The 15,901-nt window shown below is 52.0% G+C and carries 12 protein-coding genes; 7 read left to right on the plus strand and 5 right to left on the minus strand.

From position 1 onward, the window contains the following. The first annotated feature begins 276 nt into the window (after positions 1 to 276). The 6 genes from HC229_RS02040 to HC229_RS02065 all read left to right on the plus strand — a co-directional run bounded on the left by HC229_RS02040 (position 277) and on the right by HC229_RS02065 (position 9,159). On the plus strand, positions 277 to 3,414 hold the full coding sequence (locus HC229_RS02040; RefSeq protein ID WP_191018765.1) for a T9SS type A sorting domain-containing protein: 3,138 nt from the start codon (positions 277 to 279) through the stop codon (positions 3,412 to 3,414). 79 nt (positions 3,415 to 3,493) lie between these two features. Continuing rightward, entirely contained in the window at positions 3,494 to 5,008 is a 1,515-nt protein-coding gene (locus HC229_RS02045) for a tetratricopeptide repeat protein (RefSeq protein WP_191018766.1), read from the plus strand. 261 nt (positions 5,009 to 5,269) lie between these two features. Then, the gene (locus tag HC229_RS02050) at positions 5,270 to 6,409 is read left to right on the plus strand and encodes a glycosyltransferase (RefSeq protein ID WP_191018767.1); all 1,140 of its coding nucleotides are present in this window, start codon (positions 5,270 to 5,272) and stop codon (positions 6,407 to 6,409) included. Further along, entirely contained in the window at positions 6,406 to 7,554 is a 1,149-nt protein-coding gene (glf, locus tag HC229_RS02055) for a UDP-galactopyranose mutase (protein WP_191018768.1), read from the plus strand. Before HC229_RS02050 ends, glf begins: the two co-directional genes overlap by 4 nt. After that, positions 7,554 to 8,765 carry a glycoside hydrolase family 1 protein gene (locus HC229_RS02060; protein WP_191018769.1) on the plus strand — a complete coding sequence of 404 codons (1,212 nt, stop codon included), beginning with the start codon at positions 7,554 to 7,556 and terminating at the stop codon, positions 8,763 to 8,765. The genes glf and HC229_RS02060 overlap by 1 nt, the downstream gene beginning before the upstream one ends. Then, positions 8,719 to 9,159: an adenylyltransferase/cytidyltransferase family protein gene (locus HC229_RS02065; protein ID WP_191018770.1), complete on the plus strand. Its 441-nt coding sequence runs from the start codon at positions 8,719 to 8,721 to the stop codon at positions 9,157 to 9,159. Before HC229_RS02060 ends, HC229_RS02065 begins: the two co-directional genes overlap by 47 nt. Positions 9,160 to 9,197: 38 nt before the next feature. Here the strand turns inward: HC229_RS02065 and pgl are convergent, their stop codons facing one another. From pgl to tkt, 5 genes are read right to left on the minus strand one after another with little or no spacing between them, the layout of a single operon-like run. After that, complete coding sequence (gene pgl, locus HC229_RS02070; protein WP_191018771.1) at positions 9,198 to 9,938, minus strand: 6-phosphogluconolactonase; 741 nt, start codon at positions 9,936 to 9,938, stop codon at positions 9,198 to 9,200. Between the two features lies 1 nt (position 9,939). Continuing rightward, a complete protein-coding gene (zwf, locus tag HC229_RS02075; RefSeq protein ID WP_191018772.1) occupies positions 9,940 to 11,460 on the minus strand; it encodes a glucose-6-phosphate dehydrogenase in 1,521 nt (506 codons plus the stop codon). Between the two features lie 30 nt (positions 11,461 to 11,490). Continuing rightward, a complete protein-coding gene (gene gndA / locus HC229_RS02080; protein ID WP_191018773.1) occupies positions 11,491 to 12,900 on the minus strand; it encodes an NADP-dependent phosphogluconate dehydrogenase in 1,410 nt (469 codons plus the stop codon). Positions 12,901 to 12,910: 10 nt separating this feature from the next. Beyond that, positions 12,911 to 13,372, minus strand: coding sequence for an RpiB/LacA/LacB family sugar-phosphate isomerase (locus HC229_RS02085; RefSeq protein ID WP_191018774.1), 462 nt, complete (start codon positions 13,370 to 13,372; stop codon positions 12,911 to 12,913). A gap of 2 nt (positions 13,373 to 13,374) precedes the next feature. Further along, positions 13,375 to 15,375, minus strand: coding sequence for a transketolase (gene tkt / locus HC229_RS02090; RefSeq protein WP_191018775.1), 2,001 nt, complete (start codon positions 15,373 to 15,375; stop codon positions 13,375 to 13,377). 330 nt (positions 15,376 to 15,705) lie between these two features. Here tkt and HC229_RS02095 point away from each other — a divergent pair, with 330 nt between their 5' ends. Continuing rightward, on the plus strand, positions 15,706 to 15,897 hold the full coding sequence (locus HC229_RS02095) for a DUF3606 domain-containing protein (protein WP_191018776.1): 192 nt from the start codon (positions 15,706 to 15,708) through the stop codon (positions 15,895 to 15,897). Positions 15,898 to 15,901 lie beyond the last annotated feature (4 nt).

Here is a 15,901-nt window from a genome sequence, read left to right on the forward strand (position 1 = left end):
TCTTAACTATCGGGCAATCGTTTTCCATCTCGTCACAATCCCTAACAAAAGAAATAACGCAAGGTCGATCCCGGCTTTTTGTGTACTCGGTCGTATCGGAAATCGATCCGCTTCGATTCCGCTTCAATCATCCAGGTTAAGGCGACCATTTTTGTTACATGTCAACGCATTTGTCAACATGAATTTCTGGCTGTGGAAGCGGCTTTGCGTTAAATTTGGTAGCCTATGTCAACCCGGCTAAGTGGGTTTGACCGACATCAACCAAAATTTCCAAGCATGAAAACGAAACTACTACGCCTAGCCTTTTTGCTGGTCACCACCTCGCAATTGTGCGCACAACAACAGCCTGTCGAGTCCTTCCACGGTATATCGCATTCGCGTACGATGGGACTTTTATCGAAGATCCAAGAACAAAAAACACCTCCTGAGAATCTGTCGCGCGCACGATTGTCCCAGACGCCGTTTTACGGGAGTCGGGTGCAGGCGAATGCCAACGAACCGCAACGCCGGGCTTCCGATGCGGATTACGGTTTCAATTCATCCGATTACCAAGGCTTGAATATTCCCATGAAAAGCGTGGCCGACGCTTCAGGCAATGTCTATACGACCGGAATCAGCGCCGACGCCGAGAATCCCAAAGGAAATTTCGTCACGATAAAAACCGATGCTGCCGGAACGATCGCATGGTCGACCCGAAAACCCGTCGTTGATTTCGCCGTGGAATATGGTACGGCCATCGCCATCGACGCCTCGGGCAACCCGATCGCAGTGGGCATGCACTGGAACGGCACCAACATGGACGCCCATGTCGAAAAACTCGATGCCGCCACAGGAACCGTGATCTGGCAGTCGAACTATGAAGGCATTGGCAACGGAATCGATATTCCGATGGCGGTAACCGTCGATGCCTCGGGTAATATTATCGTGGCAGGGATCACATTCGCCACGACAAGCATTCGCTATATGGTTTTGAAATACGATGCGGACGGCGCCCTGCAATGGTCGTTCGCCGACACCAACCTCGTGGACAACGTCTGGAACGAGCCTTCCGCGGTCGCAGTCGACGCCTTGGGCAACATCGCCGTTACGGGATTCGGGTCAACGTCGGATTATTATCAGACGTATTACACCATAAAACTCGACGCCAACGGCAACAAACTCTGGGGAAGAGATTATGCTTTCCAGGTGCCATCCGATCCGGGCGATCCCGACAGCGAACCCGTAAACGCCAATGCGGTGGCCAGCGATGTCAAATTCGATACTGAAGGGAACTGCTACGTCACCGGGACGCTCGACACCGGAGCCGGGACCATGGGCACGCTCAAATACGATTTGGACGGGAACCAATCATGGCTGTCCGTCCACAAATCAGGGATCGATCACACGAGCGCGCACCAGTTGGAAATTACCTCCGATGCGATTTACGTTTCGGGACGCCATATGGGCGACTGGATAGAAGACGGATTGGTTTTGATCTCGTACGATTTTGACGGAACCGAAAACTGGATAAGCGAAACCACGAATCTCGCCGACACGAAAGTGCCTTACTTACTGCTTGACGATTCGGGACGCCCGGTGATTTCGGGATATGGGTATGACGACAACAACAATATGCTGTGCTCCACTTTGCGGTACCAGCCTGACGGAACCATTGTAACCGAGACGAATTTCCTCATCGAAGCCGTCCCGACCGAAAGCCTCAACGGACTCGTCGGATTGTCGCTCGACCAAAGCGGGAACCTTACCTTTTCGCTTGCCTACACTTACACCGCGCTCGGAAACGTCTTCCGCACGACAAAAATCCCATTTGCAGCGGGCGACCAGCAACCCATCTGGAACGCGAACTTTTCCGGGACATCGCGCAACAACAAGCGGCTGCTTTCATCTGTGGCCGGACAAGACGGCAATGTCTTTATCGCCGGGAGTTTCGGACAGATCGAAGGCGAATCGTACATCGTGAACTATTATCTCGAAAAATATGCAGCTGACGGATCGGTCGCCTGGCAAAAAGCGTTCAATCCGGCAAACGGGAATGATGTCAACGGCATACAATTGCAGGTAGCACCAGACGGCAATGCCATCGTTTACCTGATGCCGTACGGTTTTGGGGATCCTGTGCGGCTCAAAAAATACGATGGTGGAGGCAACCTGCTTTGGGAATACGAAAAGACGGTCGCCACGCCTGGATTCGGCACCTTCTTTCTCGACGGTTCGGGCAACAGTTATCTCAGTGGTGCTTCGCGAATTGCCGAGACGGACGAGCAACCGGTGTTCACGACAATCAAAGTCTCAGCCTCCGGACTCGAACAATGGACGACCCATACGCCGTCTGCAAATGCCGCTGACAACATTTACGAAATCAATTCGGGCACCAGTGATGCCGATGGGAACATCATCGTATCGGGCGCGGTTGGATCCGGCAGCTTTTTCTCCCAAAATGTAGACGCCGCCCTTCTCAAATACGATCCCGATGGCGTGCTGCAATGGTTTTCCGCGACGCCGGCCTCCGGAAACAATTCGGCATTCGCCAGCATCTTCACTCAGGCCGACGGCAGCATCATTGCCAATGGCGCACTGAGTTCACCCGATACCGGGCAGGAAAAGATGCTGTTGCGCAAATACGACGGCGCCGGGATCCAACAATGGGAAGCTGTCGTGGAGCAGGATGGACGCAACGTAAGATCGTACAAAACGGTTTCGCTGGACAATGGAGAGTTGGTTACAGCGGCATTCAGCGTGATCTATGGCGTGGAAAACAAAATATTGGTAACCCGATTCGACGCCCAGGGAAACCAACTGTCGATGAGTGAGACCGCATTGGCGCATTTTTACCGCGATATTACTACGGACGGTCAGGAAGTTTACCTGCTTTCCCAATATTACGATACGACGATGCCGCACCGCCTTTTCAATTCGTCTGGATCGTTCTATGCCGGAAAAGTCTCCAAAGTGACTCCGGGAGAAATGCTTGACGAAAGCCTTGTCGGGCCGGAATTGTCTCCATTCGATCCCGGAAATTTCGTCATCGACGGCCAGCGCCTGCTCATTCCGGGCACTTTGGAGAGTGAAGCCGCAGTTTTTCAGGGCGTTTATTTTTTCGCATCCGATTTTGAAATGTTGGGAACCGACGATCCCGTGACGTCTTCTCCCGAAGCGGACTGGCTCGGACAAAACTATCCGAATCCGGCCAAGGGAACCGTTTCCATCCCGATCGATTTGCCGTATGCCTCCAACGTCGACGTGACGCTTTACGATACGACCGGACGTCGCATTGGCCAGGTTCACAACGGAAATCTGCCGCAAGGGCCATCTGAAATCTCGTATTCCGTAGCCGGTTTGGCCAGCGGTATCTATTTCTACCAGGCTCGCACGGCAAGTGGAAAAAAAGCCTCGCGAAAGCTTGTCGTCGAATAAGGATCGGCGGTAATCGCGACGGCAGATGGTGGTTTCCGCAGTCCCGTTTTTGTAAATTAGCCCGAAATTGCATCGGTACATGCCAACTTTTAGATTCCGACCGAAAACCAGCCTGACGCCGATTCTTTTGGCGATTGCCACAATGGTCATCTCGTGCCGGGAGCAGGATCGCGAAGTTTCCGGTTCGTCAACGGCAAGTCGTACCGATAAAGAAGTCGACCAAAGCGTCGCCCTAAATGACAAGGCTATCGTAGCCTGGCACAAAGGCGATTTCCAGACCGCGTTGCAGTTCATCAAACAATCGGTCGAAAACGCCAGGCGCAACGGTGACGAAAAGGAAATGGCGCGTGCCCTCAACAACCAGGGGCTCGTGAATTGGAGCCTCGAAAATTCCGATGTGGCCCTCGAGTGTTACGAAGAATCAGGGCGCCTCGCCGAAAAACACGACATGTCCAAGCTTCTGGGCTTGACGCATACCAACCGCGGCCTGATCTACAAGGCGCGCGATAAATTCGAAAAGGCGCTAGAACACAACGACAAGGCGATCGCCATTTTCAGCAAGGACAGCAATTACCGGGAACTTGCCATTGCCCTGAACAACCAGGGCCAGATCTACAAGCGCCAGAACAAACCCGGCGTTGCCAAAAGCTACTATTTGCAGGCGCTGGAAAATTACCGAAAGGAAAATTACCAGGCCGGGATGGGCGCTACCCATTACAACCTTGCCGAGATTTACAAACAGGAAAACCTCAAGGCCGAGGCCCTTGCCAATATCAGGGAAAGTATCCGTTTGGGAATGGCGGCCAACAATCGGGTACAGATCAACGACGCCTATAAAATGCTGGCCGAAATACACGAACATTTCGACGAGCAGGATTCGGCATTGAAATATTACAAGATATACACTGAGTTGAATACCAAGCAATTGCTGAGCAACCAATCGGACAAGATCGCAGCTTACCAGGCTGAACTTGGAGCCGAGGTCAAAAACCTTCGCATTGCCAACCTGCAAAAAGAGCAGCAGCTTTCCCAGAGCAGGCTTTGGCTCGTGGCGATCGTCTCGGTTTCGCTGTTGCTTCTGGCATTGTTGGTTTTCTACCGCTATTTTCTCAGGATCCGATACCGCAAACAAAGCCTTGAACTCGAATTGGAAAGTTCCAGGCACCTTGTCAAAGTCAGGGAACAGGAACTCAAAGACTACATTCTTGACCTGTCGGAAAAAAACCGGACCATCAACGCAATGCAGGACCAATTGCGACTACTCAATACCGAAACCCGCGAAAGCATCGGATTCCAGCAATTACTCGAGCAAAAAATCCTGACCGATGACGACTGGCTGGTCTTCAAAGACAAATTCAAGAACATCTATCCTTTGTTTTTTACGCGCATCAAGCAATCCAAAGTATTGCTATCGGAAGCCGAAATCAGGATCATCATGCTGCTGCTGCTGAATCTCACGGGAAAGGAAATGGCAGCCACGTTGGGCATTTCGGACCAAAGCGCAAGAGTCGGGAAACTAAGGCTCAAGAAAAAGTTGCAGTCGGAAGGCTTTCCTGAAATCGGCGACTTCATTCCCTTTTTGGTCAGTAAATAACCAGTTGCCGACCTTAGCAACTGTTTGAGACTGTTAGCGGATCCTATATCGGATAGTGAACCGTCGCATCCGGAATCAAAGCCGACGCAATATCGCCAGCATCAAGCATCGGACGAAAACTTCTCGCTGCGAAAATCCGGTCACTTGTTTGACCGACGCGCGATTGCCGACCGTAATTGTACGTGCGAAACCTCCAATTGTGTAAGCCGAACCATTCTCTTGCGACGACCTTTGACGTTCTAAAATCCCAACAGTTTCAATATGGAAAAGAATACTTCAACCAAGCAAGGCGATGGCGCCGTTATGCCCAAAGAGGAAGTCGAGCAACAGCAATATTACGACATGGTTGTGTTTTGCCACCTCAGATGGCAATTCGTTTACCAACGTCCGCAACACATCATAAGCCGCTTTTCAAAATCGATGAAAATCCTTATGGTAGAAGAGCCCGTTGGCTTTAATAACGAGGATGAGGCAACGGCGATCTTTACCGAGGTCAATCCCAACCTGCATATCCTTCAGCCCAAAGTGCGCGATATAGAAGCGATTGCCGAGGTCCTGAAAGATTACGTGAAAAACGGCAGCATTCCTGTCGGATGGTTTTATTCTGCAGCGTTCAGCCCGTTGCTGTCGGCGTTGAAGTTCGATACGGTGGTGTATGACTGCATGGATGAACTCGCGTTGTTCAAAGACGCGCCGCAACTCATCATCGACCAGGAAAAATACCTGCTCTCGAATGCCGACATCGTGTTCACAGGTGGGAAATCCTTGTTCGAATCCAAGCGCGAGATGCACGACAATGTGTATTGTTTTCCCAGTTCTGTAGACGAGGCGCACTTTGCCACGGCCCTTAACGGAATCGAAATCCCTGCCGACATTTCCAATTTACCCAAACCTGTCGTGGGTTATTTCGGCGTGATCGACGAACGTATCGATCTTGAGATGATTGCCGAGACGGCCCGCAAAATGCCCGAAGTTTCGTTTGTGATGATCGGACCACTGGCCAAGATAAGCCAACACGACCTTCCCAAGGAGGCCAACATCCACTACACCGGCATGAAAAGCTATGTGGAACTTCCGAACTACCTCAAAGGCTTCGATATCGCCATGATGCCGTTCGCACTCAACGATGCCACCAAATTCATCAGCCCGACCAAGACACTCGAATACATGGCCGCCGGAAAAGCGATCATCTCCACGCGTATTACGGATGTTCTGCGCGATTACAGCGAATGCGTAAAGTTCGCAGACGACGCCGATGAATTCAGCAAGCACATCTCGAATTTGCTGGCCACACAGGACCAACTTTCGACCATTTCCCAATACCGCGAGATCCTCGACAATACCTCATGGGACGCTACGGTTGCCAAAATGCAGTCCATCATCAAAACGTTCGCCTCATGAAACATTGCGACATATTGATCATCGGAGCCGGAATTTCCGGAGCCGTGCTTGCCGAGCGCTATGCGAATCTTGGCAAAAAAGTACTTATCGTTGAAAAGAGAGACCACATCGCGGGAAATTGCTATGATTTCATGGACGCGAACAACATCCTGGTTTCGAAATACGGCGCCCACCTTTTCCACACGAATTTTGAGGAAGTCTGGGAATATGTCAACCGCTTTTCAAATTGGTACGATTGGGAACACAAGGTCATCGCGCGCGTTGGCGACAAGACGGTGCCGATCCCGGTCAACATTACTACTGTAAACACGCTTTTCGGAACCTCGATCTCCAACAAAGCGGAAATGGCGGAATGGCTCGAAGCGAACCGCGTGGCTTTCGAGAAACCCTCAAACGGGGAAGAAGCCGTGCTCAACCGCGTCGGTGTGGAATTGTACGAGAAAATGTTCAAGCATTACACGAAAAAGCAGTGGGACAAATATCCTGCGGAGCTCGACGCCTCAGTGCTCGAGCGCATTCCCGTGCGACAGGACTACGACGACCGCTACTTTTCGGACAAATACCAGGCGCTGCCCAAAGGCGGATACACCCAACTGTTCGAGAATATGCTTTCCCACGAGAATATCGAGGTTTGCCTCGACACGGATTTCTTCGACGTACGCGATACGATTCAAGGCTATGAGAAATTGTTTTACACCGGCCCGGTCGACCGCTATTTCGAATTCAAGCACAGTTTGGTTGAAAAGCTCGAATACCGCTCGATCAATTTCGTAACGGAAATGCACGATGTGGAATTCTACCAGGAGAACTCGGTTGTGAATTATCCGGGGACCGAAGTCGACTTCACCCGGATCATCGAATACAAGCACTTCGGCAACCAAATATCCGATCGCACCACCGTCGTCAAGGAATTTACCGTGGACGAAGGCGAGCCCTACTATCCGGTTCCGAATCCGCGCAACCAGGAAATCTATTCGAAATACAGGGAAGAGGCGGAAAAGCTGACCGACGTACATTTCGTCGGACGACTGGCCAACTACAAATATTTCAATATGGACCAGGCCTTCAAGAATGCACTGGAATTGTTCGAGTCGCTTGAACCGACGATGACCGAGATTCCGACGACCCTAAAAACAGCTGTCTGATGGCGATTTTCAAATCATTCCTGATGGGCGGCTTCGAATGCGCCGACCACGTCAACCGATCGGGTGACCGCATCAATTTGCTAAAGGAAACCCAGCACGACCTGCGCGTCGAAGACGATTACATTGCCCTGACCAAATTGGGGATCAACGTAGTTCGCGAAGGCATTTGCTGGAGCGCTGTCGAACTTGCTCCGGGGCTTTTCGATTTCTCGGAAGTCGGAAACCGTATGAGTTGCGCCGAAAAACACGGCATTCAGCAAATCTGGGACCTGATCCATTTCGGTTATCCGGACGGCCTCTACCCTACCCATCCGCATTTTTGCGACCGTTTCGAGCAATTGTGCATCGCTTTCGCGGATTTTCATTCGGCGTTTTCACAACAGCAACTGTTTGTAGTTCCCATAAACGAAATCAGTTTTCTGTCTTGGCATTCGGGCGATGCGCGGGGCACGGTGCCTTTCGCGGTGAACAGCGGCTGGGACATGAAATACCACTTGGCGAAAGCTGCCATTTTAGGGATTCGGGCGTTGAAGGAAACGGTTCCGGATTGCCGCATCGTACTCGTGGAGCCGCTCGTCAAGATCCATGGAACCCTGGGTCAGGACGCCCTTGAGGTTTTCGAGATGAACGAGCACCAATTCCAGGCCATGGATATCATCGCGGGCCGCATTTGTCCCGAACTTGGCGGAAGCGAAGATTACCTCGACATATTGGGCTTCAACTATTATTGGAATTGCCAGTGGGAAATCGGGACGGGATCGCTGCCCTGGCCCGAGGAAAGTTTCAACCGTCGCACGGATCTATCCCAGTTGCTTGGCCTGGCTTACGCCCGATACCAAAAACCGATGTTCCTTTCCGAAACGGGCCATTTCGGGATCGGGCGCGTCGAATGGCTGTCGGAAATCCTGGCCGAATGCCACAAGGCCATCCGGGCCGGTGTTCCCTTGCTTGGAATGTGCATTTATCCTGTGATCGACCGGCCCGATTGGGACGATCTGTCGGTGTATTTCGACTGCGGCATTTACGATCTCGACCGCAATAAAAACCGTATTCCGCACGAAGGGTCGCTCAAGACGATCCTTCTTATGCAGAAAATGATCGGACATCAACAGTCACACTATCCCGAAGACCAAAACGCGTCTGCAAACACAAAAATTGATACGAATGGAACTGACCAAGACAATTACCGGAATCACCTTCAGCACATTTGACCTCCTCCATGCCGGACACGTCCAGATGTTGCGCGAGGCCAGGTCGATGTGCGACTACCTCATTGTGGGATTGCAGACCGATCCTACGATCGACCGACCTGAAAAGAACAAGCCGACGCAATCTGTCGTAGAGCGCTATATCCAGCTCAAAGGCTGCAAGTACGTAGACGAAATCATTCCCTATGCCACCGAAGCGGACCTCGAAGACATCCTGAAATTACTCCACGTCAACATCCGCATTCTTGGCGACGAATATAAAGACAAGGATTTCACCGGCAGAAAATACTGTGAAGCCTCTGGGATAACCCTTGTCTACAACAGGCGCGACCACCGTTTTTCAAGTAGCGGGCTCAGGCGGGAAGTGGCGCAAAAAGAGGGTTTGAAGAAGGTCTGACCTTAGATCAGGCGGCTACCGTCCAAACTGAAATATTGTTATCCGTTCGCCTCCACATCCGGCGGCAATTGCGCAGCGGCGGCTTCGTCGACAAGCCAGATCAGTTCGCCCGAGACAGGTTGCAAAAGTTGGGACGGATAACGCTCCGGGTCGCGATCACCGGAAATGACTTGACCCAACGCATGCGCCTTATTGGCTCCGAAAGCCATCACCACGTTTTGCCTGGCCTTGTTGAGCAATGGCGCGGTAAGCGTGATCCGGAACATTTGCTGGGGCTCGAGATAGTAAGCGGCGACCCATTTGGTTTTCTCGTGCAGCACCTCGGTCCCGGGAAATAAAGAGGCCGTGTGGCCGTCATCGCCCATTCCGGAAAGGATGAGGTCGAATTCGCCCGAAGGTCCCAAATGTTCGCGCAACAGGTTTTCGTATTGCCCGGCTTGCTGAGCAGGTTCGAGTTTTGCGTTCCACATCGGGAAGACGTTTTCTTTTGGGATCCCCACCTTGTCCAGCAGCAGCGCATTGGCCATTCCGGCATTGCTTTTTTGGTCTTCTATCGGAACCCAACGCTCATCTCCCCAAAAGACAAATGTGTTTTGCCAATCTACTTTTTCAACATGGTCGGCATCAGATAGCAGTTCGTACAACTTCGCCGGTGAGGAGCCACCCGTCAGCGCCACGGTAAACTTTCCTTTATTTGCCATGGCTCGCTGTGAGGCTTCGATAAAAATTTCGGCTGCCGCCTGGCTCAATTGCAAAGGGTTTTCAAATATACGGATCATCTTATTTTTGTTTTTTTTGCGTCGTATGCGCATTAAGCGACCAAACGTGTCCTTGCCTGGCAATCAGGGCTTCGGCACTCTCCGGCCCCCATGTTCCGGCAGCGTAGTTCGGGAAGTCCAGCGAATCGCGGCTCTCCCACGCTTCGAGGATCGGCGTGATCACGTCCCAGGCTTCCACAACCTGGTCGGAACGCATGAAAAGCGTCGTGTCTCCCTGCATGGCATCCTGTAAAAGGGTTTCATAGGCTTCGGGCGTCTGGGTCGAACAATTGTCGTAGTCAAAGATCATTTCCGCCGGATTCAGGTTCATTTCCAACCCGTGCTTTTTGGACATGAACCTCAGCCTGATATCCATCGACGGCTGGATGTTGATCGTCAATCGGTTTGCCATAAGGCTGTCTTCCTGGGTTTTCGAAAACGTGGAGTGAGGCACGGGACGGAACTGGATCGTGATCGACGATATCTTCTCCTGCATCCTTTTCCCGGTGCGCAAATAAAACGGAACATCCTGCCAGCGCCAGTTGTCGAGATAAAATTTGATCGCCGCGAATGTTTCCGTATTGGAATATTCGTCAACCTGTGACTCCTCTCGGTAACCCTTTACCTTGTTGCCCTGCACCCAACCGGCGTCATACTGGCCGCGTACGGCATAGCGATGCACTTCCTCGGGACGTATGCGGCGAACCGCCCTCAACACATCCACTTTCCTGTTCCGGATTTCTTCGGCGTCGAACGAAACCGGCGGTTCCATTGCGACCATGCACAAGATCTGCAACAAATGGTTCTGTATCATGTCGCGCAAGGCTCCGGCTCCCTCGTAATAGCCGCCGCGTTCCTCCACGCCTACTTCTTCGGCAACCGTAATCTGGACATAATCGATGTAGTTGCGGTTCCAAAGCGGTTCGAATAGCGTATTGGCAAACCGGAACGCGAGGATGTTCTGGACCGTTTCCTTGCCGAGATAATGGTCAATACGGTAAATTTGTTGCTCTTCGAAGGTCTTGACGAGCAATTTATTGAGTTCGATCGCCGTCTGTTTGTTGTGCCCGAACGGCTTCTCAATGATGATCCTGTCGGTTTTGGGATGGTCGGCGAGTTTTGCCTTCTTGATGTTGACGCTGGCGGTTTCGATGAATTGGGGCGATACCGAAAGATAGAACAGCCGTTCGGCCCTCATGCCCCATTCCTTGTCGATGGCGTCCATTTTCATGGCGAGCGCCTTGTACGATTCCAGGTCGTTGATATCGGATACGAAATAGCTCACCGATTTTTCGAATTGTGCCCATTTTTCGGGATCCGGCTTGCCCTTTCGTGAAAATTTGCCAAGGCTTTCCAACAAATGATCGGCATAATCGGAATCTTTCAATTTGGTGCGCCCGAGTCCGATAAGGGCAAATTTCTCGTTCATCCAGCCGTCGAGGAATAAATTGTAGAAAGCCGGAATCAGTTTTCGGTTGGCAAGGTCTCCTGTACCGCCAAAAATGACGATGATGGTAGGATTGGTGTGTTTAGCGGAAGGCATTGTCGTGTTTGTTGGTTTAAGATATTGTGGTTACTCCCAAATGGTGTGGAAGAAACCTTCCTTATCGGTGCGTTCGTAAGTATGGGCACCAAAAAAATCGCGTTGCGCCTGGATCAGGTTCGTCGGAAGGACGGCGCTGCGGTATCCGTCGAAATAACTCAGTGATGACAGCAAGACCGGAGCCGGTATGCCTTTGTCGATGGCGAGTTTTGCAATCGTGCGCGCCGCGTCCTGGCGATCGAGAAGCGTCTTTGCGATATCGGAATCCAGCAAAATATTCTGCAATCCAGGGTTGTCGCTAAAAGCTTTGCGGAAGCTCTCGAGGCAAGCCGCCCGGATAATACAGCCGCCGCGCCAGATCTTGGTGACTTCCTGCAGGTCGATTTCGTACAGGTATTCTTTCGAGGCGGCAGCCAATTGCGCCAAACCTTGTGCGTAAATGGTGATCATCGCAAAATAATACGCCTCCTGCAGCGACCGGAAAATCGGTTCGAGATCCGTCTTTGTGTCGTCGGATGCCGCGTTTTGCAACAATTGGGAAGCCAGCAATCGCTCTTGTTTGTGGGCCGAAAGATTTCGCATGCTCACGGCAGCGTCTATCGAAGGAACGGCAACCTGTAAGTCCATCGCGTTTTGGGACGTCCATTTTCCTGTTCCTTTGGAGCGCGCCCAGTCGGAGATGACGTGAACCAGCAAACTACCGGTTTCCTCATCTTTGAATTTGAGGATTTCCGCTGTAATTTCGATCAGGAACGATTGAAGTTCGCCTTGGTTCCAATCAGCAAAAAGCTGTTGGATCTGTTCATCATCGGCTCCCAATCCACGCTTGAGCAGGTCATAGGTTTCGGAAATGAGTTGCATGATCGCATATTCGATACCGTTGTGCACCATTTTGACGTAATTCCCTGCCGAGCCGTTTCCGAGGTAGGCCACGCACGGCTCTCCGTTGACTTTTGCGGCTATCGCCTCGAAAATCGGACGCAGTCTTTCATAAGCCTGTTTGTCGCCACCCGGCATCATGCTTGGGCCAAAACGAGCACCGCTTTCGCCTCCTGAGATTCCCATCCCGAAAAAATGGATGCCTTTCTCTTTTAAGGCCATAAATCGGCGGTTGGTGTCGGTAAAATAAGAATTGCCACCGTCGATGACGATATCGCCCGTTTCAAGGTGTGGCAACAGGCTCTCTATGGCCATGTCTACGGGAACGCCTGCCGGGACAAGCAGCATGATGGCCCGGGGCGTCGTCAGCGACTGGGCGAAAGCTTCGGGTGAGATCGTACCAAAAACGGATTGACCCGGTTGTGCGGCGGCCTCGAACAGCGCGGCCTTTTCGGGATTCAGATCGAGTCCTGCGGCGGAAAAACCGTGGTCGGCGACATTCAACAGGATATTGCTTCCCATTACGCCGAGGCCTACCGTCCCAAAATCGTATTGATTCATGTGATATGTGTTATGTATTATTATTGTGTTTGTTTTCTAAGGCGATCACCTTGTCCAATCTGCGTTGGAAGCGCTCGCCTCCGTCGTATTTCGCGTGGAGAAAGGTTCGGATAAGTTCGGAAATCAAAGCCGCGCCCAAAACCCGTCCGCCGAGGCAGATCAGGTTCAAATCGTCGTGCTCGACACCTTGGTGGGCCGAATAGGTTTCGGTTATCAAGGCTGCGCGGACACCCTTGAATTTATTTGCCGCGACCGAAACGCCTACGCCGCTTCCGCAGATGGCGATCCCTTTCGCCACTTCTCCCGAAGCAACGGCAGTGGCCAACGGTATGATGATGTCAGGATAGTCGTCCTGGGCGTCATAAGAAAACGCACCGTAATCTTTGACATCAAATCCCGCGTCCAAAAGTTCTTTGAGAACCGTTTGTTTCTGTTCGAATCCTGCGTGGTCGGAGGCGATCCCTATCTTCATGGTCAATTATTGAGTAATGCCTTGGCTCTTTTGTACACGTTCTCGGCCGTAAACCCGAAGTGTTCCAAAACTTCGTCTCCGGGCCCGGATTCCCCAAAACGGTCAATGCCGATAACATCGCCCTGCGTCGAAACATATTTGTACCAGGCCTGCGTCACTCCGGCTTCAACCGCCAGACGCTTTTGGATGGACGGCGGCAAAACACTTTCCCGGTAGGCTTTCGATTGCAGTTCGAAAAGTTCAAAACTCGGCAGGCTGACGACACGGGCCGAAATTCCATCCTGTTGCAGTTTTTCCTGGGCCGAAAGGACGAGCTGCACTTCGGAACCCGTAGCGATCAATATGATTTCGGGAGACTTTTCCGAATCGCGCAAGATATAGCCGCCTTTGGAAAGTTGGGAAGCCGATGCGAATTTTTCCTGGTCGATAACCGGAAGCTTTTGTCGCGTCAGGATCAATGCGACCGGCCCTTTTTTGCGATGCACCGCGACTCGCCAGGCAGCTGCGGTTTCGTTGGCGTCGGCCGGACGTATCACCGTCAGGTTTGGAATGGCCCTTAAAGCCGTGACGTGTTCCACCGGTTGGTGTGTCGGCCCGTCTTCTCCAAGCCCGATGCTGTCGTGGGTAAAAATGTAGGTCACGGGCGCTTCTGTCAAGGCCGCCAGTCGGATAGCCCCGCGCATATAATCTGAAAAAGTCAGGAATGTGCCGCCGTAAGCCCGAATGCCGCCGTGTGCCGCCATTCCGTTTAGGATGCCGCCCATGGCGTGTTCGCGAACGCCGAACCAGATATTGCTGTTGCCGTAATGTCCGGCCTGGAAGCTGTCTTCGCCTTTGCCCGGTGTGCTGTTCGAGCTCGCCAGGTCCGCAGAACCGCCAATGACCCAAGGCACGTTCTTCCTGATGGCCTCGAGTACCTTGCCGGAAGCTTCGCGCGTCGCCAGTGACTCTCCTGACTCGAAAGTCGGGAAACCGGCGTCCCAACCTTGCGGAAGCTCGCCATCTAAACTGGTTTGGAATGCGTTTGCTTTTTCGGGATTCGCTTTGGAATAGGCGTCGAATTCAGACTGCCAATCCTCGTATTTTTGCATTTTTGCTTCGACGTGACTGTCGAAAAGTGCTTTGGCTTCGTCGGGAATATAAAACGTCGCATTGGCATCCCAAGCGAAATGTTCCTTGGTCTTTTTGAGATTTTCCTCTCCCAACGGATTGCCGTGGACTTTGTTGGTTCCCTGTAGCGGACTTCCGAAACCGATGATCGTCTTGACGGAAATCAGCGTCGGTTTTTGGGTTTCCTGCTGAGCCGCGCGGATCGCGTTTTCGATTGAAGCCAGATCGTTGCCGTCTTCTACCGTGATCGTATGCCAGCCGTAAGCATCGAACCGCTGCGTTACGCTTTCCGTAAAGGCAAGACTGGTCGGGCCGTCGAGCGAAATCAGGTTGTCGTCGTAGAGGTAGATCAATTTCCCTAATTTGAGGTGGCCGGCAAGAGAGGCCGCTTCCGATGCGATCCCTTCCATAAGGTCGCCGTCGCTTACGATCGCATAGGTATAATGATCGATGATTTCCTTCCCGTATTGTTCAGCGAGAAAAGCCTCGGCGATCGCCTCTCCTACGCCATTGGCAAAACCCTGGCCCAGTGGTCCGGTCGTGACCTCGATCCCCGGGGCAAGCGTAGATTCCGGATGACCCGGCGTTTTGGACCCTAATTGCCGAAAATTGCGCAACTCCTCCATCGGAAGGTCATAGCCGTAGAGGTGCAACAGGCTGTAAAGCAATGCCGAGCCATGCCCCGCCGACAGGATGAAGCGGTCGCGATCTGGCCACGAAGGATCACCAGGGTTGAATTTCAAAAAACGGCTCCAGAGCACATACGCCATAGGCGCGGCGCCCAAGGGTAATCCGGGATGTCCGGAGTTTGCTTTTTGGACCATATCTGTCGATAGGAATCTCAGGGTATTGACGGCTAGTTCGTCATGGGCGGTGAAGTCTGGTTGCGCCATGTTTTGCTTTTTCCCCAAAGTTAAGATTTGCCCGGCGGATAGCCGCATCCGATGCCGACAAATTTTCAATAAGGGCTTCCCAACCCGATCGAACCGACGCCATCGCCTACAGCTTGACTTGGATCCCGATGTCGCGCAATTGGACAATATCCATACAAAACCGACAAGAATTCGTGTTTTTCAATGGAGAAGATGCCGAGGTTGCCAAACGAAATTCTGCACGGAAATAGCGGCACGTTGTAAGTATACAGCCGCGAACAATGGCGAACTTTAGCCAATAGGCCGCATCGCGAAAGCGGACATTTTTCGACAATTAAAAAACACGATATCATGGCAGACAACAAATCAAAAACCGGTAAGGCGGATCGCAACAAAGTGAGCGGTTCGGAAAACTACGAAATCCAATATTTCAAAGAAAAGCTCGGAGTTTCAAGCCAGGCTGTTTCCGGAGCGATACGCGCAACGGGATCGAACGACCGAAAAGTGCTTACTGATTACCTCAAAGCCAAGCACAACAAGTAACTAT

Source organism: Flavobacterium selenitireducens (assembly GCF_014748335.1).
GTDB lineage: Bacteria > Bacteroidota > Bacteroidia > Flavobacteriales > Flavobacteriaceae > Flavobacterium > Flavobacterium selenitireducens.